Genomic DNA, 24,224 nt, shown 5'->3' with positions numbered 1-24,224 from the left:
ACGAGCCCTTGAAGGAAACCCGTCTTTTACTTCATTCATCATTCATTACTGTTTTATTGTTGCTTAGTCCGCAGTTTTCACTTGAACTAGCGGATATTCTTCTCCATCAACGGTAACCGTACTAGCATCATTCAGCTCCAGCCGTTGCCAAATGGTCAACAGCGTACGATAAGGATACTTCTTCAGATCATACTCCGATGGTGCGTCAGTGTCTGTGTTGGTTCCATTATCACTACCCTCAGTAGAAATCTCTGAAGTCGAGCCTCCGTCCGTATTGTCTGTCACTGCTCCAGACTGATCGCCGCTTTTTCCGCTGGATGTACCACCACGAGCTGTGGAACCACTGTCCGTGGATTGTCCATCTGCTGTCGTGCTTTTTGTAGTGGGATTCCCAATGTTTACGTCACTGGATGGATCATTGTTCGCTTTAATGGCTGCTTCCTTGTCGTTCTGTTCAGCAAGCGTAAAATTTTCGTATAAGTGCTCCTGTTGATCCGCCCCGACAATGACGAGCTTCTTCGGCTTAAATTCTGCCTGCTCTGTCGATGTCTGAAACGCAAATAGCAGCTTGACCATTTTCGTAGTGGACTTGGTATTAGGCACATGTGTCACTATGGCCGTAGGCTCCTCTTTTACGGGCACTGTAGGCTCTACAGGCTGTTGTACAGGCTTCGGGGCAGCAACAGGCGCAGGTGTGTCACCAGATCCGATCACCCCGGTTGCTTTAAGGCCACCTAGCGTACCTGCAATGACAATCAGCACAATCCCGGAAATCACCCCACCTTTACGGAAACGACGAAGTGTTTTGACCAACGGCGTGTCAGTCTCCCGCTTTGCTGCCAAATAGAAATTTTTAAAAGCAGGCTTTGCAGGTTCAAAATATTGACGCCACAGCGTTTTTTTGTGCAATCCCTCTCGTCCTTCCTTTTGGAAGAATAGAAGTAGCGCACGTCGATACGCCGGTTCGAAACCGCCACGTGGAGTAGCAAACTCGGGGTGTTCCTCTGACCATCGGATAAAACGGTACATCGTATCGTTATCCTTCGCCCATTTGCGGATCGAACCGACTAGGCGAGCGAAGTCCAATATTCCTTCTCCCAGCCCGTCAGAACGATAGAAAGCAGGCAACAGACGGGCAAAATGGCCTTCCGCAAGCTGCTGGGGCAGCCAGCCATAAGCCCAATCCTGTACCTTTTCTACTTCGCCAGGCTCCAGGCCGTCCAGCACCGACGGTTCCGGTTCCTCCGTATTAAACCAATCGTAAGCCGCAATCAATCGCACTGCTTGTCCCTTGAGAGGAGCAGGCAGCTTTCCAACCCACTGCACCAAATCGGGCCGTGTGAAAAAGGGAATCTGTACGACCTGATCGGGTGATATTTCTTTTAGCTCTACTTCAGTAAGTAAATACCGATCCGACGCTTCCTGCAAGCGCTCTGTTAGTCCAGATTGCTCCAGCGGGGACAGTTTGCCTACGGCAGAGCTGCTGTCCCATTGACGCAAGCGTTGGTGAATGGCAGCCACAGCCTCTACTGGTTTTCTTTCGGCACGCAGTCTGCCCATCAGCGCAGATTCTGCCAAAAGCTGAAAATCGGCATTCGCCGACACTTCGATATACCGACTGCCCCATTCGTGCACAACAGCCAGCAGTCCCTTGGCATCCGGTGTTCTTTTCATCTGACTGTCCATGTAGGGAATGAACAGCATTTTTGTAAGTGCTGGATTACCCAACACTTTCGTAAAATATGCCTTGCCTAATGATGGATTTTCTTCAATCGTATGATAAATATAAGTAACTGCTTCCGTATTTCTGGCAGTATAAGCATTGTTTAGCGAACGGATTAAATATTCCACCAACCGATTTTCGCTGCTGCGTGCATGAACTTTATAATAGTCCTTGAAACTATCGACTAGACCTACGTCTGGAATATATCCATCCTTCACCCGATCAAATTCATGATCAAAAAACGACAGAAACAGATCATTCAGCCTCATTTTACGTGGCAGCGCATCGGGTGGCGATAAATAATCAGTCAAGCTTCGTAACACAGCGATTCGTTGTTCGTTGTATAATGCCCGCTCTCCCTGCTCAATTCTGTACAACGTAATTAGCTCATGATAGCTGGATGGCGTCAAATCACGCCCGGCCTCCATACCCGTCAGCATTTGCTCGGCAAATTTGAAGAAATCGTCCGGCGTCTCACCATTCAGCAACGTACGAACAATCCAGTCAAAATACGGCTGTCTCACCTGCTCTGCATCCACATTAAGTATTCGACTATGGTTAGACAGGTCAAATACAAAGTCCTTTTCCACATTCCGATCACCGGGACGCAAACTAAAAGGCTCAACGAACATCAAGTGAATGCCTTTTCTGCTGTTCGGTTCCTGTGCATATGTAAGAAATCCGAGTCTGTTACGAAATGCATAAGGCAGTGCCGCATACAGCACACCCAGTAGCTGCTTGGCTGAAGATCCGACCGCTTCTACAGGAACATTCAGCGCTACATATACCTTTTTGCGACCTGCTGCGGACATCATGACTGCGTATAAAAGCTGTTTGAACACTTCTTCGCTCAGCTGTAATTGAGTCAGCACTGTAGACGGGTCAACAGCCGGAAATACACTTCCACCCGGTAGACGCTCCAATTCCGGCAAATCCGTTCCCTGCTCAATATCATAGGTATCAACAAAGGATGTGTTCAGCCACTGCTTATAGTCAGACGGAGATTCACCATGTCCGGCTGGAATCACATAGTTGTGCGTGAAAAAGGCGCTCCGCAGCCCAGTAAAATCCGCGGCCTTATAAATACTGCGGCCAAGCACTACATCCCCGGACTCCGTCCGTACCAGATGTATAGCTTCCGGATAGACGCTTTCCTGTTTCTCACCACGCGCCGTCAAAGCAGCAGGCGCATCATATACACATAAGGGATGGAGCACCTTTTTAATAAAAGAAGCATCCAATCCTTTGGAATTAGCCACTGTATCGAAGCCTTCCGTAGAACGGAAAATACCACGCCGTTCCCGTGTGTACATCTGCTGTTGTATTAAATGAGAGGTAGAATAACTCACTGTGATTCTCTCCCCTCAATGTACTTCAACTTATAAAGCAGCCAAATGAATGGCTCATCCACACGGATCGGACTAACCAACCCTTGCAGCTTTTGCTCCACCGGATTGCTACCCAGCGCGGAAACTGCGAAATAGGCCGTATCCGTAAAATATACATCCATCGTGCCCTTGAACGGCTTATCCACCTTTTCGATGAAGCGTCGAACTTCGCCATCAATGTTCGCGAACTCATCCAAATCCATATATTTGCGATGCTCCATCGGATTAAAAATATTGCTGTTCGTTTTGATGTATGTGCCTTCTTCATCTGCCAACGCAGTAAGCATATCACTTTTGGTCAGGACGACAGCGGTCGGAATATCCGTTTTCCCTTTTTCCTGATAAGCGATAAAATCACCGAACATCGTAAGTACGACATCACGCGGTTCATCGTATTGTGAGACCCATTCACCCGGCTTATCGCCAAGGTTAATCTTAATGCGCTCCCGAATAGAGCGGATTTGCAGTGGATCGACCATAAAGAGAATACCTGCAGAATTCTTAATATGCTGTCCATGCAGTCCCAGATAGTCCTGATCTACCATTCCCTCACCGGCGACATCAAAAAATACCAGCGTCAGTGGCGGCTTTTCCTCATCCTTAAATACAAACTGGAAGATAAAAGGCTCCTGCATCTTTTCTTTTTGTGTCGATGTAAGCAGATCCCCTCGTTCAAATAGGGGTTCCTCATACATGGTGCGGAACTTTCGGCTGATCTCTGCATTGAGCGGCATGCAAGCCGCGTCAAAATGATCGGCCGTAACATGCTGCAACGTGTGAATCAGTGAGGTCATATAAACAGATTTCCCCGCCTGCGAAGCTCCAATGATCGAAATGATATTGCTAGGCACCTTACCCGCGGTCACGGGCAGTTCGTTATGGCAGTGCGGGCACAGTCGGTGACGCGTCAGCTCGCCATAACGGTCCGTCAGTCCTGTCAGTACATGATCAGAATACAATCGATGTTCCTCAGGGACATCATGGGGATGCAAAATCGCCTCCATATCATGCACACTGTCCAAACCAAAACGCTCCCGATATTTGTTCAACAGCTCATCTTCACCCAAAGCGTAGTCCTCGTCATCTTCACGGTGATGAGAAGCACGGAATACCACTTCCTCCGGGGAAAATTTACTAAAGCAATAAGGGCACACAATATCATAAAATAACGGCCTTGGCGCTGCCTGTGGCTTTCTTCTGAATAAATTGCTAAGAAAACTCATCGGTTGCGGCCTCCTTTCATTCAGGGACTAATTCATATACCGTGCCATATTTCTGGCCATCTGTAAAAAACAGCCGCACATATTCATCTCCCCCCACTTCAACAGCGGGTAAAACATTCCGTCCCGCGGCAAAAGGTGCCGTGAACGGATACAAGGTTCCATCGTCCCGGTCTGCTGGATAACCCCCGCGCTTCTTCACGTAGCAAAGCGCCTCTTGCGGGACAGGAACTTCGGCTGTCACCTGAATCTGGACGGTTTTGCGGCTGCGAAACCAGCTTTTTTTATGGTGAACTGCATATCTGATTTTAGCCCTCCCGGTGCTCAACTCCAGTTGGTTGGCTCCGTCTTGCTGACGGATCACGTAAGTGTCTCCATCCTCCCGAACAGCCGGATATACGATATACCGCACGCGTCCAATGCCTTCAATTCGGTCACGATAGCTGCCAGCAGCCTTATACTCCTCGCGTGTAAAAAGTTTTAGGCTTGAAAAAGGCGGCAAAACTTCACCCTCATTTTGCCCATTCACACCTGCATCGGCCGATTGTTTCGCAATATATACCACGGCTGCGCCCTCAGGCCACTGCCAGCGTAACACAACCCGGTTGTCATCAATTTTGTGGCTCAGCTCCGAAATAATAGGATCACCGGGCTGTGCTTCCCTATACTGCATAAGTTCCAGCCTCCCGTTCTAAAATCCACTGCTGCGTCGATTGCGCGTCGGGGCTTCCGGTGCCCCTCTCCGGCGTCCTGATGGCGCACCCTGACTTCCTCCACCGGAAGATCGGCGAGTATTTTCCGCAATCGGCAAAACAAGCGAAAAGACAGCAATAAGGGCTGCCAGTACGAGCGCTGCCACCAAACGAATCATCAAGTCACCTATAGGCGATCCAGATAATCCCTTTTCCAAAATAAAACCAGCGAGCAAGCCTGCCGGGACTCCTCCAATCGCAAAATTCCGTGCGAGAAAACGGTTATCGAACATCAGCCCAAGAGCTAATCCCAATAGAGCTCCGATAATGACTAGAGCCGTTACGCGATAAATGGCAAAATACAGACTGTCGGCATACTCACCTGTCCGCTCCGTTACCAGTGTGCGATCACCGATTTTGTTATATATTTTTCCGAACGCCTGAGTAAGTCCTTGGGCATTGGCTACATTAGAATAAGTTCCGCCCGTCAGGTCAGCAATATTTTGCAATAAGGCTATACCATCCGACTCTGCCAGTTTCAGCCCGATCGTATTAATCGGAATCTGGCGGGCGATATAAGGAGCCAATGCTGTCTGGGTATCCAGATCGCTAAAGCCATCAGAGAGCATGATAACGAGAGAACCTTTTTCTGCATTACCTTGGGTTTCAATCTCTTTGATCGTCTCGTCCAAAGCAAGCCCGATCTCTGTACCGCCTGACATTATAGTCTGCATACTATCGATTTTGGAATAAACCGCTTGCTTCTCTGCATCTGTGCCAATGGGAGTAAATGGCTGAACCAACTGCGCAGCAGATTCAAATGAAACAATGGCTACCCGCTTGTCTCCATCCATTTGGCCAATCAGACTCTTGGCAGCCGTTAGGCGCTCATTATCGGGATCTGTTTGCTGCATACTCCCGGAATTATCAATCACAAGCACGAGGTCCTGTACGCTCTTGCGCCCTTCAGGGTTAACCTGATAGCCCAACTCCAATAGCAGACCTGCCACGAACAACATCACTAGTGTAGCAGGCACCAGTAACTTCCAGGATAACCCGGAGTAGCGCTGCCGCCATGAATGCCCATTTAACTGTGGCGAAATTAGTTCGCCAATCAGACAACCTAGGCCAATGCACAGTGCCATGATGCCAAAATACAGCCCAATCACGACGATATGCGGCCAGTGCCCTATCAATTTGTGAAGAATAAGCTCTCCCAAGATGAAGCCTACTACAGCGCCCAACAAGCCGAACAGTAATAGGAGAACGTTAAATTTACGTTGCTTCATAAGAATCGTTGCTTCCTTCCATCATTAAAGTAGGATGAATATGTGGCTACCGCAATTCCGGCAACCGGTCCACGTCGATTCCGTGAAACACGAAACCATTCGCAGTATATGTCTCATAATACGTTTTGCCGTTGCGGTAAACCATCAGATCCTCCAGATGGAAGCCGCCCATCAAATGCAGCTTTTCCACCCCGCTGCTGCGACGCTCATGTACAAAACCCAACTTGTAAATACGCGAAGTAATGTCCACATCCATCGCATAAGGAAGAAATTCGCCTTCGTAGTCACCAAAGAAGTACTTTTCTTCATACCGATGCTCATGGGTATAGTCGAGCAAACGTACGTTAATTCCACCATGTTCCTCTAACGTTTGATACAGTTTCTTAAACAGCTCATCCTTCGGAACGACCAGCCGATTTTCATATGCAGCAGCTACATTGGCACGCCGCAATAATTCTTCTTCGAAGGTCTGATTAAACGGCTGTGAACTGAGAATCAAGGTTCGACAGGTCTGCGTAAGTCGATCCACCAATGCGGACAGGCCACCGTCCAGCAATCCGGATACAGGCCCCATATGCCGGGTATCAAAGAATATAGATTTCCCCCGCTTGCTTTCCAGCTCACGCATGACATCCTCCGTCACACGCTCGTAATACTCGAACAGGTTTTGACCTGTGTAACTATCAGCCTGCCGAATACTATCCGTTGCAGCTTGATGCAGTTCACGCTCCAGGCTGGAAAGCTGTACTGTAATATGCTTCGCCTGTGCATGCCATTTTTCTAGTGCCAGTTCATAGCGACGAAGCAGCTCCAAATCGGCTTGAATTCGCAGCATGTGCAGTTTGTGCCCGTAAACCGTCTCGGTCAGGTAACGAATCAAGCTGCGCACATTATGCTTATCCATGAGTGGCAGTCGTTGAAAAGGTTGGTCCTCAACTCGCCCGCTATACAGGGTGTCCAGTTCAGCGGCACTAATCTGCAAGTCATTGGATGTATCCCGAATCAGTCCACGAATGGTCGTAAGCACATTCCCTGTTTTATTTTCATCTGTCCAGTCTGTCAACTCGAATAAGCCGATTTCAGGATATTCCTTAGCAGCTGCATTCACAGCCGACTGTAGACCTGATTCCGCCTGAAAATCTCCCAACCGTTTGTGCATAATCCGTTCACAGTTATCGCGGAAAAAGGCTTCGCAGCCCTGACCGAACAAGGCTTCCTCCGCCTCACGTAATGTCATTCGCTTCAAGGAGCCGTAGCTGGCTCCGCTGGTCATCAGTGCGCTCATGTCCGTGATCGCCTCATTACCAGGAACGAGATCATTTCGCGTGCGACCGCGCTCAGCAGTATCTAAACCAAAATAATTCAGCTTATCGCGTATGTCCCACTCCTGCTCTGTTCTCATACGCTCTAGCAGCTTCACATAAAAATGATACAGCACCGTAAGTGCGATTGACTGGTTAGGGCGGTTGACTCGGGAAAATCCAGCCGACACATAACCCTGCCGCCCGGATTCCGTCATGATGTTGTTTTTAAACGATGTATTGTTGTATCCCCCATCCTGTGACCGATAGGAATCTCCTGCCTGATAGCGGTTTTTAAGAAGCTGAATGTGGCAAATGATGTCACAGCTTTCCCGCAGGCTATTCGGCACCGTTACGCCGCGTTCGTTCTTGTCGGACAGCACATAGACGAGATCGAATAACGGTGATGGAGCATGGGATACTGGAATGGTCAATTTGTCCTCAGTCATATGAAGCGGTGCCGTAAACGTATACTCTGGACTCTGGATATAGTCCAGCTCCCGCATAAAAGCAACGGACGTTGCACTACTGTAGCCGAATTGGACAGCCTGATCGCTTTCATTCACCAACACATACAAATCCATTTGTACCGATTTAAAAGACTGTGCAAAAATATACTCCGCCAACAGCGTAATTTCAGGGATTAATACGTTCATGGGGTCATCCGCTGTCGTCAAAATCGACAAATGAACACGCTCGAACGAAGAATACAACCGACCGTAATCTGCCAAATGTCCACTAGCCCGGCGCAACGCGGTGTTAAGCTCAATTAGCTGCGATTCATGTGTATAAAAAGCCTGGTGCAAGTCACGGCGTATCGTTTGGTGGCCACTTTCCTTCGGTACTGCTATCGTATGAACAATAGCATCCACCGAACGATCTACAGCCGCATGTTCTTCCTGCGAGCGGATCTGAATATACGTTACTCCCGTGCTGTTATCCCACTTGGTCCGGTTGATATCTGCAATGGTGTTCATCACCGGGTTCATGCGATCACCGATAAAAAGAAACACGGACGGGAAATGGATGCTACTGCGTCCATCCCCGCTTCCGATTAATTGGTCCTCTGCGGCTGCATAGTCAGCCGCATAACGTAACAGCTGCTCTCTCATACTTTACTTCAACTTTCTGCGGATGTCGTTTAATTTTCCAGCCATTTGAGCATAGAATGCATAAAGTTCCGCTCCGTTAGCCAGCTCCACCTTTTCATATTCCAATTGATTGCGGGCCTCTGTGTAAGTTGCAGCCAATTCATCCAGCTTCGCCAGCAATGGTGTAATATCCTCAGATGAAGTCAATACAGCATCACGGCGATCCGCCTTGCGCATTAGAGCAGCAAATTTCTTTTCTTCCAAACCGCGGAAGTTTGTAAACACTTCAAACTCCACATAATTACGGCTCTTCATGACATTGGCAAACGGCTCCCAAGCCTCTTCCTCTTCGTCGCGATCATAGACGTACAAAGCACCTTTTTTCGTAATCGTGTCCGTATAGAGTGCCTGAATGAACTGATCCAGCCATTTTTCTTCATCCTGATATTTGCCCAGCAAAGCTTCCAATTCAGCGGCTTTCGCTTCAATTTGTGTATATTTCGCCAGTTCTTCACGAACCACCTGTGTTAATTCTGGTGAACGGATCAGGTTTTCCTTCGCCATCTCTTCATTGATGCTGCCAAAGATGTCCTTGCTTCCGGCCTGCTCCAGCCCTTCAGCCAGCAGACGTTTCAACTCAGTCCATGCTCTTTTTACTTCACCCAAATTCGGCTTGGATTCCTGCAAGCGCATATCGTAGCCTGCCAGCATCGCATTCAGATCTAGCGCATGTGAACGGATTACAGTGAAGCGGCTGCTCGTATTCTGATCGACATCCTTTTCCCGAATCACGCCAAGTGACTTGGCACGGTCAAAATCATTACGAATGCGGGCATTGTAAGCTTGCACACGCGAATTGACGTAAGTTTCGCCCCATGACTTTTCAGGAATCGGCGACGGCAGATTAGTCCAATTGTTCTGACCTGTTTGCACCAGATGACGGCCAATACCTTCGCGGTCAAGAATCGTTTTTTCATAGCTTTCTTCATACACTTTGAGCGGCGTATATACAAACAGAGGAACACCATTACGCGTATTGAGCCAGAAAATCCGGTTACGAACTTCACTCTCTTTAATAGTAAAGTGTGATTTGCCAATTGCATTATTTTGATAATTGCGAACGCCTTTCAGGATATTAGGCGACTGTACAGGTACTGAAACGAATCCCCATGATGGGAAGTACAAGTTGCCAGAGCTATTGCTCAGATGGAACACAGGTACAGCTTCCTCATCCAGTTTGCTCGCAATGTAGCGCTCCACAAATTTTTCAATGGCTTCATCTTGCCCGTATTTCATGACGAGGAAATCCTCCATGGAACGGGTAATGAGATCACCGAACTTATCAGTCAAGAAGTTGGAGATTGAGCTAATGATGTCCATATCCTGATCCTTCACCCATTGATCTGAATTTTCCAGCAATTCTTGGGCAAAATCACGAATCAAATCATCACCGTTGCGGTTGTCCAGCAGCTTGGTCACAACTTCAGAAATATCCGGTACACTTACCAGATTCCAATAGTACGTTTTATTACCTTTGTGATCGGACTGTTCCTCGCCGTTAATCAGCAGATCGCCATTCTTCTCGAAAATCGCGCTCAATGCGTTCAAAATTTCAGTAAATACATTATAAATGCGGCTATTTTCCTTGTTCAACAGGTCATACAGGTCTTCATAAAATTCAATGAGCTGCTCTGTACGTTCCACATCAGCCCGCAGCCAATATTCGTTAATTTTCGCTTCAATGTACGCATTTTTCTTTTTATCCTTGGACACAAACGCGCTCTTGGCATCGCCCAGCTTTTCGTTCGCCTGCTCACGCGCCCATTCAATGTCCGTTGGAATACGGTGCAGTGATTCACGCAACGTCTCAACATATGACAGCAGCATTTTCAGCAAGCTAAATCCTTTTTCAGTATAAATCATGCGGGATACATAAAACGGCCCTTGCTCAGGATGCAGAAACATCCGGCGGATTTGGTCCGTAAACTGTCCTGTAATTTCGCCAGGAAGCTGTTTCTTCGCTTTGATATACTCTTCACGGGCACGCGTCAGGAACGTTTGCTCCAGCTCGGTGTCCATATTGACAACTTGCATTTTAACAACATTGCTATAACTTAACCGTTCACTGTTTTCAAAGCCCGGAAGCGGCTCAGGTACACGGGATTCAAAGTTTTTGATCATGCTATCCAAATCCACGCCCAGCTTGCGGGCAAACTTCTCTACATCCTCTTGATTTGGCGATTGCTCAAACATTTTGGACATTTTGCCAAACATTCGATAGGCCAGATATGTCGTCATTTCCTCCATTGGCAGTACCGCCGAGGAAGCCCCGATAATATTGTAATCGTAGTTTGCCGGATAGGCCTTATTCATTTGTGCGATGTTGGTACGGATATTGCTGATATAGTCATGAATGGCAAACTCTTCACCTGACTGTTTTTCCTCACTCGCCATAAAGTTGGTGATGTTCTCGGCGGTGACATTCATGCAGTAATCATAAGCATTTTCCAACAGCTTGCCTTCCGTATTCGTGGCCGAAATGAGATGACACAGATTAAACGGCGGAAGCGGCGAGTTCACGGTCAAAATATTTCCGTACTGCTGTTTAAAGCGTTCACCACGGCTGTCTACATTCATCCAATAGTCCAGCTCTTTCAGTGCAGCATAGCCGTTCTTTTTAATATATTCACGTGTATGCTCGCTCAGGCTTTTGTTCGCTAAATTAATATCCGGTGTAAACAGATAACCTAATGTATTTACACGGTCTACACCTGCAGAGCCATAGTCACGCTCAATAATTCCTCGGACGATATATGAGATATCGAGGAAAGTACCGCTTCCTGTACCGCCGGACAAACCGGATAGCAGGAACACCATAAGCTTCTTGTTGGTGCCTTCAGACAAGGTTTTGATTTTTTTGTCAATGCTTTGTACGACCTGATTGATTTTGGTGAACAACAGCAATCGTCCTGCCTGACGTACCCCTGCCGCCCCATTCATACCATCGGTAATGCTCAGCTCTGGAGACAGCCAATCGGTAATGTACGGCTCAAGAATGCTGCGGTTTTGCAGCAATCCGCCGATTTCCGCATTGGATAGCAATACAAACTCATTGATGGGGTCCAAACCAATCCCCTTGTATTTTTTGTTGCGGTCTTGTTCATTCGTTTCAAAAGCGAGAAATTCCACATTGTCCGGTTTATCGCTCTTTTTCTTGGAGATCGGATCTGCTGGAAGCTTGAATCTACGGTTAATTTGATATTTCAAGCGAAGAAGGGCATCAATCCCCGTACCTCCGAGTCCGATAATTAAAATAGGATTATCAATTGTATCAACTCTGATCTTATCGCTTACGATCCCTCCGCCGAGTGATACGTCTAATTGTTGGATATGCTCTCTAACTACTGGTTTCATAGATATGACCTCCTAAGGGTTCGTTTAGCTGTTTACTGAAATAAACTCCAGTAAAATGGTTTTGTCCACACTGGCTAACGGGATGGTCAGACGATCACCGTTTTTGAGTTCAAGACCGTTGCCTGTGTCTACAGCCCGTCCGGATTTCTCAATCGTAATCTCGGGGGTACTGCGCACAATGATACGATCCTGATTGGCTGGTGTGAACACGACCTTGTCGGTTCCAGCAAATTCCGGTGCCAGTTGCAGCAACTGGTGCAGATTAAATTTGCCCCGGAAGGTGTTCAGCTTCTTGTATTGTGGATACGTTTTTTCGCCAGTGTTCTCATCCCGGATTTCCAGTACGATTTGACCGACAAAGCCACGGTTGGCCTTTTTGACAGCCTTCCAGATGAAATATACGGCAACCAGCAGAATGAGCAGTCCCAGCCCTAAAAGAATGAGTGGCATTAGCTTGGACTTTTCAGCAGGTGTTGTTGGCTGCGTTGTGCCTGTATTCGTACCGCTCGTCGCCCCTGCTTTAGCACTGATGGTTACAGGCTGTGTTTCACGGTAGAAGCTCTTCTCCTCTGCTCTAACGGTTAGTTCGTAGTCATGCTCATCTGGAATCGTATAGCTACCGGTAAAAGAATCCCCTGCATTGGTTAACGGCACCTCATTCGTTGTACCGGAATCCAGATCCTTGACCTTCAGAACAGCATTCATATTCGCATACAATTCCTGATCCTGAAGCTGCTGGCTATTGCTCGTCAGGTAGGAACGAATTTGAACTGCATCGCCTTTTTTGTATGATTTGGCGGACGGTGCGTCCATTTTCAGCTCCAGATCGTAGTTAAACACCAGATTAATATCAATCTGATCCTGCTGGACTCCCTTGACTTGGAGCTTCCAGTCACCAGCCACAGGCTTGAGCAGTTTAATCAGCGAGTAGCTTTTGGACTTGGACAGCAGCACATCGCTCGAAGGAATCGGCTTGGTGTTGCCCGACGGGTCTATCAGTCTCGCATCCACCGGTTTCGAGGACATGATCGAAATGTTAGCCTCCAGCACACTATCGTTCGGTACGGTTACCGTTACATCCTGATAGTCGCCGTTTGCCGTAATGGACTGCAAAGGCACCACTTTCAACTTCAAATTGCTGGCGAAAATTTCACTCAAGATGTTCGGCAAGTCATCCGCTGAGCTTGTAATAAAGGACTTGCCGCCCGTTTGCTGCGCTATGTCGGCGAGCTTTTTTTTATTCAGCTTCCCATCTGCATTCAAGCCGATGGTGTAGATCGGAACGCCGCTATTTTTAGCCTCGGCTACAGCCTGTGCCATATCCTGATCGGATTGGCTTTCGGCTCTGCCTGTCGTCTTATTAAAATCGTTGTTACCGTCGGCCAACATGACGATCATAGGCGCATGTCCAGCTGTTTTACCATCTTGCAAAATGCGGATCGCTTCCTTGACACCCACGGAGGTGTCAGTATACGCCCCCCGGTTCAGTCCGTCAATAAACGTCTTCAGTTCCTGCTTATCCGCTTCGGATGTAATATTAAGCAAGGCTTTCTCGCGCTGTACGACATCCGTATACGCTACAATCCCGACCTTGTCATTTTGCGTCGACAGCATATCAATGAACATTTTCATGGCTTCATTGCCAATTTTCCCAGGATCACTGGTGTTCATTGAATTACTTACATCGACGACCAGCACCGCATCCACCTTAGAAGCAGAGGGTGAAGCGGCATTCGCCATCTGTGGCTGCCATGCCAAAATCGAGGTCATGATCATTGTACATATGATTCCGATGACCAAAAACCATTTTCTGTCTCTACTAAACATCGCTTGTACCCCTTTGCCGGTTAATTCTCATTCTAAATTACAGTTGTACTCCCCTACTATTAAATTATAATGAGTTTTACATGAGCGCCAGCTGAAAATACTGCCCGAATGGTCTGAATCCAACCAAAAAGCCTGTTATACCGCGTGATTTTACCAATATCCTGCAGTAATGATATAATTATACCCCAACAAGGGCAATCGGGCACCAGCCTTCTCCTTTATACGACAAAAATGACAGTAGCGAAACCCGCCCATGTAAAATATTGAAGTAAAAATCCAAGTAGAAAGAGGAAGTACACTATGATCTCATACGGATGTCTGGTGATTATGTTTCTTTTTGTCGCCATCAAATCACTAATTTACTATATACATAAAAAACGCGCCCCGTCGATTACACAAATCGACACCGAGCTTCTGGCACTGCTGAACCGGAGAAGTGAGCGCAATGAATAGTTCCAAACAAACTGTACAATTTCGCCCATTTACCCGCACAGAGCACGCCTTCCAAAAGCTAAGAGTCTGCAAACGTTGTGGGCAATTTACCGCCCTTTGGGAAGAGAAGTGTACATCATGTGGTCGGGATACACTAGTTCCTGTAGAGCAATATGCCAAACTTAGAGCCAAACGTTATTTTCGTAAAGACTTTGCCGTCGGCGTCATACTGCTGGCCGCTACTGTCTTTTTCGGCCACTCGCAGCAACAAATGTTTCTATGCGGTATCGTCGGTGCGCTGCTTCTACTGCCCTTAGTGCTTCTACAGCAGGGTATTTATCCTTATGAGCAGCGTAGGCAGCTTATACGTCTGTTTAGAGGCCGTATAGAACAGATCCAGGAAGGGCTAAACGTTAATCATAAAAACGCGGTTGCCCTGCGGCAGCTCAGTGAGCGTGTCTCCTATGAGATGCTGCGTGAGATGGCTGTACTCATTCATAATGATCGGATAAGGCTCCAGCAGGTTGCCCTGCTGCAATCTTTTGTTCTCCGTAAAGACATGGAATTAACGCTAGATCCTCTCCTGATCAAGAGCTTTGAGCCGCTTATGGTCAGATATATCGGAGAGATTGCCAGACTCAATCGTGAGCTGATCAAGGACCGGACATTCCGATACGTAGTCTTTTATGAGCGCCGTATTCTGGAATTGGCAGGGGGCGAAGATATTCTCGTCCGCGTAGCCAGTGCAGCTGTCCGTAAAAAGCGCTACGTAGTCACCCATGCCGCTTTCATTTCCAGATATGTACGCAAACTGCCAAAGGAACGAGTCCAGCGTTTATATCATATCATTCAAGAGAATCCGTTAGAACCCTTTGGAGATTTGGCCGATGAAGTAAAGATCATGTACCTGATGGAGCAATATAAAAGCTAAGCTGCCCACAATGCCCTTCTTTATATGACGTCATCCCGATCACAAATCACTGCAATGAATCAGCAAAAAACCGTCAGGATCGCCAATGTGCCTCCGGACGGTTTTTTTAATTATTGATTATTATAACATTGTTACTTTTTTATTGGCTATTGGCCTTGCAGTTTTTGCTGCGAATGTCTAATGGAAGTAAAGTTCAAAGCACGCACTCCCTTGCTATCATACACAATAATCTCTTTATTCAAATACGGGTGTAGACCATTAAAGTATCCGGGCATAATCAGTCTGCGCATAAATAGGTTTTTACCCAACATACGGGGGGAATTGGTCGCTACGACAAGCATTTGCTGGGTTGCAGACCATGGGCTAGGTTGAATATATGACAGACAATACTCGCCTGCCGTAAAATCGCCGCCCAATGTATACCCTTCCTCCGTACATGTAATTTGCAGATCAGCTTGGTGCTTCTGAAGCAGCTCATGTCTGGACAAGCCCGAAGTGACACATATCACGTTGCTATCAGCCAGTGCTTCCTCTGTAATATCATTGGAAGACACCACCGGATAATGAACACCGATATACGGATTCCAAGTCGCTGTTCGTGGGCTAGCCAAGGCGTTCGCCGTCCGTCTCACCGCCTGCTCTTCCTCCGGTGTAGCATAGCTGGATGGAAGGACAATGTGAAGACGATCCATATAAACGTCAAGCACACCCATACCATGGCTCAAAACGTTTCTTCCCACGCTTTTCGAATCCACAATTTCCTTTTTGGCATCCGATTCTTTTGAAAAGCATTCACTGCTTTCTTCCTCCCGTTCGGCAATCAAACGGTATTCAGGTGAGGGACGTTTATGTGAGTGTGTTTTAACAAAGCGAAAGCGGCTGTATTCCCGCAAGTCCAACACGAAAATACGGGCTCCGATACGAACTTGGGCCAATTCCAAGGGCATGACCTCTTGAGAAAGATGAATGATAAATTCTTCGGCGTGAACTGCCTCAATATCCAACTCACCTGTGGCACTCATTTCACCGTACAACTCGGCATATTCCTCATTTTCATCCATTCGCGTCAGTTCCAGCCAGTAAGCCCGGTTATGTCTACCCCGTTCCGTCCGATAGGCAATACGCTGAGGTACGACATCCCTTTTCCATTGCATAAGCCAACCCAGTACGCCGTCCAGAAGTCTCAGCTCATGCGTATCCCAGTGATTAGACTGCCGCTCTACGACACCTTTAAAATGATCAGATGGAAGCTCTGTTACAGGGGCTGTGTATGCTTGTGCAAATAAGTAATCCTGATCTCCGCATACATTCAATATTGGCATATTCAACAGATTTATCAGATGCTTGGGATGTGGCGCTCCAGAGATAACCGCAATAGCCGCAAACCGAGAAGGATAAGCCTGTGCCATCGCCCAGGCCGCATATGCTCCGTTCGAATAACCCGTCAGATAGATCCGCTCTTCGTCCACTCGGTACGCTTGCAGTATGACATCCAGCGCCTCCAAAAAAGCAGCTTCTCCAATATAACTGCCCAACGTTACACCACGGCATGAAAAAGTAACGAATATAGCTTCCTCTTCCCAGCCTTGCCCAAAACCTCGATTCTGAAAATCCGGCAAGCCCAGTTCATATCGCTTGCCTGGCATCAGAACGATCAGAGGATACTGTCGGTCAGTCGAATAGCTTCTGGGAAGCTGAATGGTATAGCGTTGCAAACTATTGTCCAAACGGGAGACAAAAAATCCTTCCCCAATTCCGTCATTAGACAAAAAGATGTGTTCTTCTTGAAGTAAGGATGGGGAGTGTGACTGTTCCGTATGTCCACACGTGAAGATTTGTTTTAATAGCTTGATATATTCACGTACAACCCGGTAATCCCAGATTTCAAAAGGATCTTCCGGCAAATCCGTTAACCTTTTTAATTCCTCAAGCAGGCCCTCTATTTGTATTTTCTGCGCAGAATGAAGAATATCTATAGCGCGGGCTTGAATGTACCGGTCATACTCTTCCTGCAAGCCCTCCACGACAACTGACAAAGGCCGCACAAGTGCCGAATACACAAAATGATGCTCCACAGCCTCATGATCCCGATATGTAACGGTGAAGTGCAGCATTCCCGTATTCCTGGCCTTTTCCTCGTCCCAGTCATAGCTTTGCTCCTGCTCCCAATGTGCTGGAAAGCGATCCAGCTTCATGCCTTCATCATTCGTTACCTCGACCCATAACGTTTGATCTAAGGGAAGATCTATCCGATCCTTACGCAGTAAATAAAATAAGATCGGGCTGTCTTCACCCTCCCTGCCAGCACTTTTCTCAACCTCTAACCAAGCCATATGAAAACGTATATTACGCTCTACAAATTCACGATGCAGTTCTGTCACATCTGGTTCGTCGCATACCTGATTTCCACTGATACGAATAGAACGGGCCTCCTCGGGAATAAACGCAGCAATGATAACTACCGTGTGATCGCCTTCCTCTAGATACAAGCGAAATGGACCGGATTCCGCATATACCAGTGTGCCATCTATCCAAATTTGTCCCGTTCCTTCAAAGGGTCTGAAAATCACTTCCTGTGCAGCCATACAACGAAGATTTGAAACCAGCAAAAGCCTTTCTTGTTCGGCCAAAGGCGGAAAAACACCTAGATTTAGTTCGGCAGTCCGAGGGTCCAGCTCGGTCAATAATCGGCAAGTTGCCTTTCCTCCGGCTGAAAGCTCTACTCCTTCTTCATCACAAGCCTTTTCCAAATTCCATTCCTCATGGGCAAAATAACTTGTCCATTCCCTGCCCACACCGCAATTTTCCGGGAGCATGACCGGACCGACTGCATAAGCAGACCTCAGACGTACCGGATGATCCGACAGCACAGTTGTTGCTTTTTCCAGATGTGTGAACCTCATAACATTCCCCCTCCAGGTTTTTGTTTCCTCAGAGACGTAGTCGCGGTTATATTCCGTTTAACATTCAATTTAACTATATAAAACTATTCGTTATTACCTCTACGTACTCCTCTGTTCTTCTCAAAAAAGTAGCTATGATAAAACAAAAAAACGAAGAAAGCAGAGTGCTTCACTTCGTTATTAAAAATTTCTATATCTAAAAACCTATTTAATGCTGCCATGATTGTTGCTAACAATACTAGGGTATAAGTTACTATTTTAAAAATGTGCATAACTCGCTTGAATTTGCTTTTCCAACTTAATGCGTTCTAACTTTAGCTCCCAAATCTGTTCGCTCCACGAGTTTCGATCCGCCGCGTTATTACTATTTCGTAAGAGATCAAACAACCTCAGCAATTCATCGTTAATCTGATCAAAATGCCGCCACAGCGTATTAATCTCAGAATCTTTAGTCTCTTTGCCATTCTCCAGCAATTGATGCCGCAGGGCTTCTTTGAGCTCCTGTTGCCACTCTATATCGTTCAATTGTTTCGCATAATTAAGAAGATCCAGATAGTCATCTACCTGCAGGTAACTGCGTGTTTTTATCTGTTTCATAGGGTCTCTCTCCTTTCGGCTCAATCTATTACCAAGTATTATACTCGGTTATTAAGGGAAAGCAATACTTTATTCTACAATACACAAAAAAAGAGGCAGCCTCAGCTACCTCTCTTGAACATTACGATTATTTTCTTACAATGCTGCCTGCAAATCTTCGATCAAATCTTCCAGATCTTCAATCCCAACCGAAATCCGCACCAAACCTTCGGTAATACCTAGCTCTGCACGACGTTCTACTGGAATAGAGGCGTGCGTCATACGTGCCGGAACACTAATCAGACTTTCAACCGCTCCCAAGCTTTCAGCCAGTGTAAAATATTTCACCTTTTTCAGAAGTGCAACCGCGTTAGCGTCGCTACCTACATCAAAGGAAATGATGCCGCCAAAGCCTTCGGCCTGGATTTTGGACAGTTCATGCTGTGCATGGCTTTCCAGTCCAGGATAGTACACTTTGCTAACCTTCGGATGTTTTTCCAAAAAGGCTGCAATTTCCTTTGCATTTTGCTCAATCGCTTCCATACGCAGACCCAATGTTTTAATACCTCGGATCAATAACCAAGAATCTTGCGGGCCGAGAATAGCACCAATGGCGTTTTGCAGAAAATGAAGTTGTTCTCCCAGCTCGTCGCTGTTCACAACAGCCAGACCGGCTACAACATCGCTATGGCCGCCCAAATACTTGGTAGCAGAGTGAATGACGATATCAGCCCCAAGTGTAATTGGCGTCTGCCAATAAGGGGTAGCAAATGTGTTGTCGACGATCAATAAAAGATCATGTTTTTTTACAAGCTCCGAAACAGCGCGGATATCCGTAACCTTCAAAAGCGGGTTCGTTGGCGTTTCGACATACAATGCCTTCGTATTCGGACGAATTGCTTTGGAGATAGCTTCCAGGTCAGTCGTATCCACAAATGTGGACTCAATTCCGATACGGCTGAGGACTTTGCTTACAATACGGTAGGTGCCTCCGTATACATCATCGGTCAGCAAAATATGATCCCCTGCATTAAACAGTGAAAATACCGCATGGATTGCTGCCATACCCGAACCGAAAGCAAAACCACGCTTTCCTTCCTCCAGATCCTTGATCAGCTCCTCCAGAGCAAACCGGGTCGGATTGCCTGTACGCGAATATTCGTATCCCTTATGGACGCCAATTTCCTCTTGCTCATAAGTGCTTACCTGATAAATTGGAACGTTAACCGCGCCTGTATGGGGATCGGTAGGAAGCCCGCCGTGAATCAGTTTTGTTTTGCGTTTCATTTTATATCCCGCCTTCATATATTTTTTTGCTCAGATAACGTTCGCTGCTATCCGGGAAAATGGTAACAATATGTGCGCCATCCGGTGCATTTTCGGCTTCCAGTAAAGCGGCATGTAAAGCAGACCCTGAAGAACTGCCAACGAGAAGACCTTCACGTGCAGCCAGTTCCTTGACACGGTCAAAAGCATCAACATCGCTAATGGTGTGAATGGCATTAAAATATCCTTTATCCACAAATTCAGGGATTAATTCCATGCCAATTCCTTCCGTTTTATGTGGACCTGACTCGCCGCCATTCAAAATGGACCCTTCCGGCTCCACGATGACCGTTTTAAGGGCTGCATTTTGTTCCTTAAGATAACGCGAGGTTCCCATAAACGTTCCCCCCGAGCCTGCACCTGCCACAAATACGTCCACTTTGCCGTCCAGATCGTTCCATATTTCAGGTCCCATTGTCGTATAATATGCCTCGGGATTATCCGGATTACTGAATTGCCGTGGCAAGTATGCATCTTTTATTTCAGCAGCCAATTCTTTTGTTTTTTCGATAGCTCCTTTCATCCCCTCACTTGTCGGGGTATGAACGATGCGTGCTCCCAATGCCTTCATCAGGTCCTGCTTCTCTTGGCTGAACTTCTCAGGCACAGCGAAAATAACTGAGATATTATAATGAAGCGCCGCCATCGCAAGACCAATACCTGCGTTGCCTGCTGTTGCTTCAATTAATGTCCCCCCTGGCTTCAGCTGACCTGTTTTCAATGCTTTTTCAATTAGAGCCTTACCTACCCGATCCTTTACGCTGCCGCCGGGGTTCATAAACTCCAGCTTCGCAAACAGGCGAATTCCTCTCGGTAGAGAATAGCTATTCAGCTCCACTAATGGCGTACGTCCGATGAGTTCAAGGGTATTTTGATATACATTCATAATTTCAAGCTCCTTTTAATGGCGAATCCAAAATAAACCAATGGTCAAAAATTAACGCCTATTGTCGGAGAAGTTCGCTATCATCTCCGAGAAAACACAGTAATACGGTAAGTATTGATGCAATAAGATTTTATGTGTATTTGAAGCTTTTGTCAAATGGACCAGTCACAATACCCACACACCCTGCCTGCTTGCTCGATATGATAGAGAAGATGTCACAAAATATCCCCGTGCAACATAAGGAGGAGTTCATATATGGGAAAGCAATTTCTGAAGATAGCTGCCGTATATTTTGCCCTCAGTGTGCTGCTTAGTGTAATTATTGGCGTGTCGGGTGATTACAGTCTGTCCAATGTTCAGTCTCATATCCATTTGTTGGGTTGGATTGCACTTGGAATTATAGGTCTGATCTATGTGAGCTTTCCTGCACTTTCAGTTACTATTCTGGCACATATCCATTTTTGGATGCATAATATCGGTCTGCCCGTGTTGATATTGGCAATTATAGGTGAAAATTACGAAATTCCAGAGGCTGGAGTTTGGATCGCCATAGGGTGGGTGTTACTCGCGGCTGGTATTATGCTGTTTATGGTGAATGTGTGGGATAGACTGCGCTAGAGCAAATAAGTTCTCTTCATTTGACCATAAAAAAAGGAGCCTGATCATGTCAGGACTCCTTGATATCTTCATTATATGTTAGCTATACACCAGCTGTGCTAGCTAAGTGTTCTATACTGTTACTTCACTGTTTCATCCTGTACATGTTCTTTACAGAAGTTCGCAACAGCTTGCAGCTCATCATCTTCAAGTTCAAGATCAATGTAACGATTCGTTACTTTTTCAATTAATTCATACTTTAGCAGTCCCGTCTTTTCTTCGTCTACTAAATAAAGACAACGGATATACAGCCCGTTTTCGGTGTAAAGCTCGTCGTCCTCTTCAACCTCTACATCAATTATAAATTCATAACGCTGCCCACTCAAAATACCAAAAGCGTCTTTAATCTGATCTACCGTGTACGATGTAAAATTTAACATGTCTTCATTCCCTCCGGATTTCCTTCGATTACAGTGCATTCTACGCCCGCAGGCAGTAGTTGTAAAACCTGTGTACGTACTTCTTGGCGGTTCAGATCCTGGCCCATGATGGATATCCAGCCTCGATCATTACGCGAGCGAATTAAACGCCCTATGCCTTGTCTGAGTCTAAGTGCCATGTGAGGCATATCTATCTGAATAAACGGATCTGCTGCATCCTTGCGCAGAGCCGTAAAAACCGGATCATTCGGAGGAAATGGCAGTGACCAGATAATGACGTGCGACAGAGAAGGTCCAGGAATATCCAATCCTTCCCATAATGTAACAGCGCACAACACACTTTCCTCATCATTCTGAAAAGCTGAGATCAGATGGCTGATTTCAGCCGAACCTTCGTACAGAAAACGATAGGCTGATGCCTCCGGGTAAGCAACGAGATCCTTCTTGAATGCAGCCAGTTCCTCCTGTGAAGGAAACAGGATAAGCGCTCTTCCCTGCGATTTCTCCAGCAGTGTCAGCGCTCTCTGGATTGGATCATGCCCCACCTGCAACGGATATAATGCCGCTTGCATCTGGTCGTTGTAATCATACGGTGAAGCAACGGAAAACGTGAGCGGATTCTCAATACCGAGACTTTGCGCCATATAATCAAAGGAGTTCTCCACGGAAAGTGTAGCTGAGGAGAATACAATCGGTATATGCTGTGCAAATACCCGTTCTTTGAGAATCTCTTTTACCATCTTGGGCATAACCACAAGCGTTAATCCATCCTGATCCTCCATTACCCACGAAATCAGGAGTTCCGGGCGCTTAAACAAGGCCAACGCCGTCTGAATCATTTCCAGATGCTCTTCCACGATTTTGACCTGGTACTCATCCAGAGAGAATAACCCGCTTTCAAATACAAGCTCTTCTTCAATCGTTCCGATCAGATCGCCAAAGCGGTTTACCTCTCGAATCAGCGACTCATTCAAGGTAAACTCCTTGCGATTAGAACCCTGTACAGGCTGACTGTTCTTATCGAGCGCAGCGAACAAAACCTCACTTTGGGTTATCGCATCTTCAATCGTCATTGCCAGCGATTCTCGCACTTCCCCCTCTAGCAGACGGGTAATAATGGCCTCGAATTGAGCGTGCTTCAGTTTATAAGTAAGTGCATTCTGCGCCGCTGTCTCCAGCAGATGCCCTTCGTCAAAGACGATAGAACTGTGCTCCGGCAGTAACGGCAGCTGACCCTCACGCTTTCTCGCTTCATAGGTCCATACATGCTCCATATAAAAATCATGAGAGCAGATCACCAGATCCGCTGCTTTGCGGTAATGATCACGGGACAACGTCTGTCCACAACGATGCCGCTGATGGCAAACGAGACAATCTTGAAATACATCCCAGCCCAGTCTGCTCCACTGTCCGTCCGTTAGCTCGGGATACTCTTTGCGGTTCCCGTAAGGGGTAAAGGATTGTAGCGTATCCGGAAAATGGACAAAATCCGGCAGGTCCTGATAGATATCACGGAACACATCCGCGTCATCATCCAATCCGCCTCGTACGTTATCCAGCTTGTTCAGACAAATATACTGATCTGGCGACTTACCCAGTCGGGCATCAATCGTCAGGCTCAAATGCCGCGCCAGCTTGGCGATATCCCCCTCCGGTTTCACCAGTTGTTCAATCAACGACTCGTCCGCGCATGCGATAATCGCGGGCTTTCTCATGTACCGGGCATATGCAATAGCGTACAGGAGGTACACCAGCGTTTTGCCTGTGCCCACACCTGCTTCCGCGAAAATCGTTTTCTTTTCCTTATAGGCACGCTCCAACTGGAATGCCATATAAATTTGTTCATCCCGAACCTCAAAGCCGACTTCAGGCAAAACTTCATAAAATACATCCGCAATCCAGTCACTTGCCTGCTCAATAAACGGCTTGGACGGATCAAAGGCAAAAGGATAAGTAGTCAATCGGGCTGTGCCTCCAATTCGTTCATAATGTGCATCCTTTCATTATAACGCAAAACAAGCTAAAAAGAACATGGAAACTGTGCGAACAGCTTACATTTTTTTATTTCGACGTGAAATTATATAAAAGAAAGGACGCAGGGGTTCGGCTGTGTGAGGGCGCTGCGCGTAGGATTTGATCTTACGATCGCTGTTGCCCTGGGATTCTTTGATTATAATAAATCTTTTCA

General features: G+C 46.8%; 16 protein-coding genes. 3 read left to right on the top strand and 13 right to left on the bottom strand.

Translation table 11 applies throughout. The features are described from left to right. Positions 1-63 precede the first annotated feature (63 nt). Genes JOE49_RS16625 through JOE49_RS16595 form a run of 7 tightly spaced genes read right to left on the bottom strand, consistent with a single transcriptional unit; the run spans position 64 to position 13,945 of the window. A complete protein-coding gene (locus tag JOE49_RS16625; protein WP_209941981.1) occupies positions 64-3,072 on the bottom strand; it encodes a GAP1-N2 domain-containing protein in 3,009 nt (1,002 codons plus the stop codon). Next, positions 3,069-4,334 (bottom strand): TRAFAC clade GTPase domain-containing protein, encoded by a 1,266-nt coding sequence (locus tag JOE49_RS16620; protein WP_023988391.1) that lies wholly within the window; start codon positions 4,332-4,334, stop codon positions 3,069-3,071. Before JOE49_RS16620 ends, JOE49_RS16625 begins: the two co-directional genes overlap by 4 nt. Before the next feature lie 16 nt (positions 4,335-4,350). Next, positions 4,351-5,004: a beta-mannanase gene (locus JOE49_RS16615; RefSeq protein WP_071558813.1), complete on the bottom strand. Its 654-nt coding sequence runs from the start codon at positions 5,002-5,004 to the stop codon at positions 4,351-4,353. Positions 5,005-5,022: 18 nt separating this feature from the next. After that, complete coding sequence (locus JOE49_RS16610; RefSeq protein WP_023988389.1) at positions 5,023-6,312, bottom strand: vWA domain-containing protein; 1,290 nt, start codon at positions 6,310-6,312, stop codon at positions 5,023-5,025. 46 nt (positions 6,313-6,358) lie between these two features. After that, positions 6,359-8,725 (bottom strand): transcription initiation factor TFIID, encoded by a 2,367-nt coding sequence (locus JOE49_RS16605; RefSeq protein WP_076160259.1) that lies wholly within the window; start codon positions 8,723-8,725, stop codon positions 6,359-6,361. A gap of 3 nt (positions 8,726-8,728) precedes the next feature. Next, positions 8,729-12,118: a tubulin-like doman-containing protein gene (locus JOE49_RS16600; RefSeq protein ID WP_209941979.1), complete on the bottom strand. Its 3,390-nt coding sequence runs from the start codon at positions 12,116-12,118 to the stop codon at positions 8,729-8,731. Between the two features lie 24 nt (positions 12,119-12,142). Beyond that, on the bottom strand, positions 12,143-13,945 hold the full coding sequence (locus JOE49_RS16595; RefSeq protein ID WP_209941977.1) for a vWA domain-containing protein: 1,803 nt from the start codon (positions 13,943-13,945) through the stop codon (positions 12,143-12,145). 300 nt (positions 13,946-14,245) lie between these two features. Here JOE49_RS16595 and JOE49_RS16590 point away from each other — a divergent pair, with 300 nt between their 5' ends. Both JOE49_RS16590 and JOE49_RS16585 read left to right on the top strand, forming a co-directional pair. After that, complete coding sequence (locus tag JOE49_RS16590; protein ID WP_209941976.1) at positions 14,246-14,398, top strand: hypothetical protein; 153 nt, start codon at positions 14,246-14,248, stop codon at positions 14,396-14,398. After that, the gene (locus tag JOE49_RS16585; protein ID WP_209941974.1) at positions 14,391-15,308 is read left to right on the top strand and encodes a hypothetical protein; all 918 of its coding nucleotides are present in this window, start codon (positions 14,391-14,393) and stop codon (positions 15,306-15,308) included. Before JOE49_RS16590 ends, JOE49_RS16585 begins: the two co-directional genes overlap by 8 nt. Before the next feature lie 146 nt (positions 15,309-15,454). Here JOE49_RS16585 and JOE49_RS16580 read toward each other — a convergent pair whose 3' ends face one another. The 4 genes from JOE49_RS16580 to JOE49_RS16565 all read right to left on the bottom strand — a co-directional run bounded on the left by JOE49_RS16580 (position 15,455) and on the right by JOE49_RS16565 (position 20,999). Continuing rightward, positions 15,455-18,211 (bottom strand): PHB depolymerase family esterase, encoded by a 2,757-nt coding sequence (locus tag JOE49_RS16580; protein ID WP_209941972.1) that lies wholly within the window; start codon positions 18,209-18,211, stop codon positions 15,455-15,457. 258 nt (positions 18,212-18,469) lie between these two features. Next, positions 18,470-18,808, bottom strand: coding sequence for a hypothetical protein (locus JOE49_RS16575; protein ID WP_023988379.1), 339 nt, complete (start codon positions 18,806-18,808; stop codon positions 18,470-18,472). Positions 18,809-18,943: 135 nt separating this feature from the next. Further along, positions 18,944-20,074: a bifunctional cystathionine gamma-lyase/homocysteine desulfhydrase gene (locus tag JOE49_RS16570; protein WP_025724184.1), complete on the bottom strand. Its 1,131-nt coding sequence runs from the start codon at positions 20,072-20,074 to the stop codon at positions 18,944-18,946. Between the two features lies 1 nt (position 20,075). Further along, positions 20,076-20,999: a PLP-dependent cysteine synthase family protein gene (locus JOE49_RS16565; protein ID WP_023988377.1), complete on the bottom strand. Its 924-nt coding sequence runs from the start codon at positions 20,997-20,999 to the stop codon at positions 20,076-20,078. Positions 21,000-21,254: 255 nt separating this feature from the next. Between JOE49_RS16565 and JOE49_RS16560 the strand changes: the two genes are divergently transcribed. Beyond that, complete coding sequence (locus JOE49_RS16560) at positions 21,255-21,617, top strand: hypothetical protein (protein WP_209941970.1); 363 nt, start codon at positions 21,255-21,257, stop codon at positions 21,615-21,617. A gap of 119 nt (positions 21,618-21,736) precedes the next feature. Here the strand turns inward: JOE49_RS16560 and JOE49_RS16555 are convergent, their stop codons facing one another. Together JOE49_RS16555 and JOE49_RS16550 are read right to left on the bottom strand one after the other, a co-directional pair. Then, on the bottom strand, positions 21,737-22,036 hold the full coding sequence (locus JOE49_RS16555; protein ID WP_160790527.1) for a DUF6509 family protein: 300 nt from the start codon (positions 22,034-22,036) through the stop codon (positions 21,737-21,739). Then, on the bottom strand, positions 22,030-23,997 hold the full coding sequence (locus JOE49_RS16550; RefSeq protein ID WP_209941968.1) for an ATP-dependent DNA helicase: 1,968 nt from the start codon (positions 23,995-23,997) through the stop codon (positions 22,030-22,032). The genes JOE49_RS16555 and JOE49_RS16550 overlap by 7 nt, the downstream gene beginning before the upstream one ends. Between the last annotated feature and the right edge of the window lie 227 nt (positions 23,998-24,224).

The sequence above is a fragment of the Paenibacillus sp. PvR133 genome, assembly GCF_017833155.1.
In the GTDB taxonomy this organism is placed as follows: domain Bacteria; phylum Bacillota; class Bacilli; order Paenibacillales; family Paenibacillaceae; genus Paenibacillus; species Paenibacillus polymyxa_B.
Note: the sequence above shows the minus strand (reverse complement) of the source record. Positions and strands in the feature narration are given on the sequence as shown.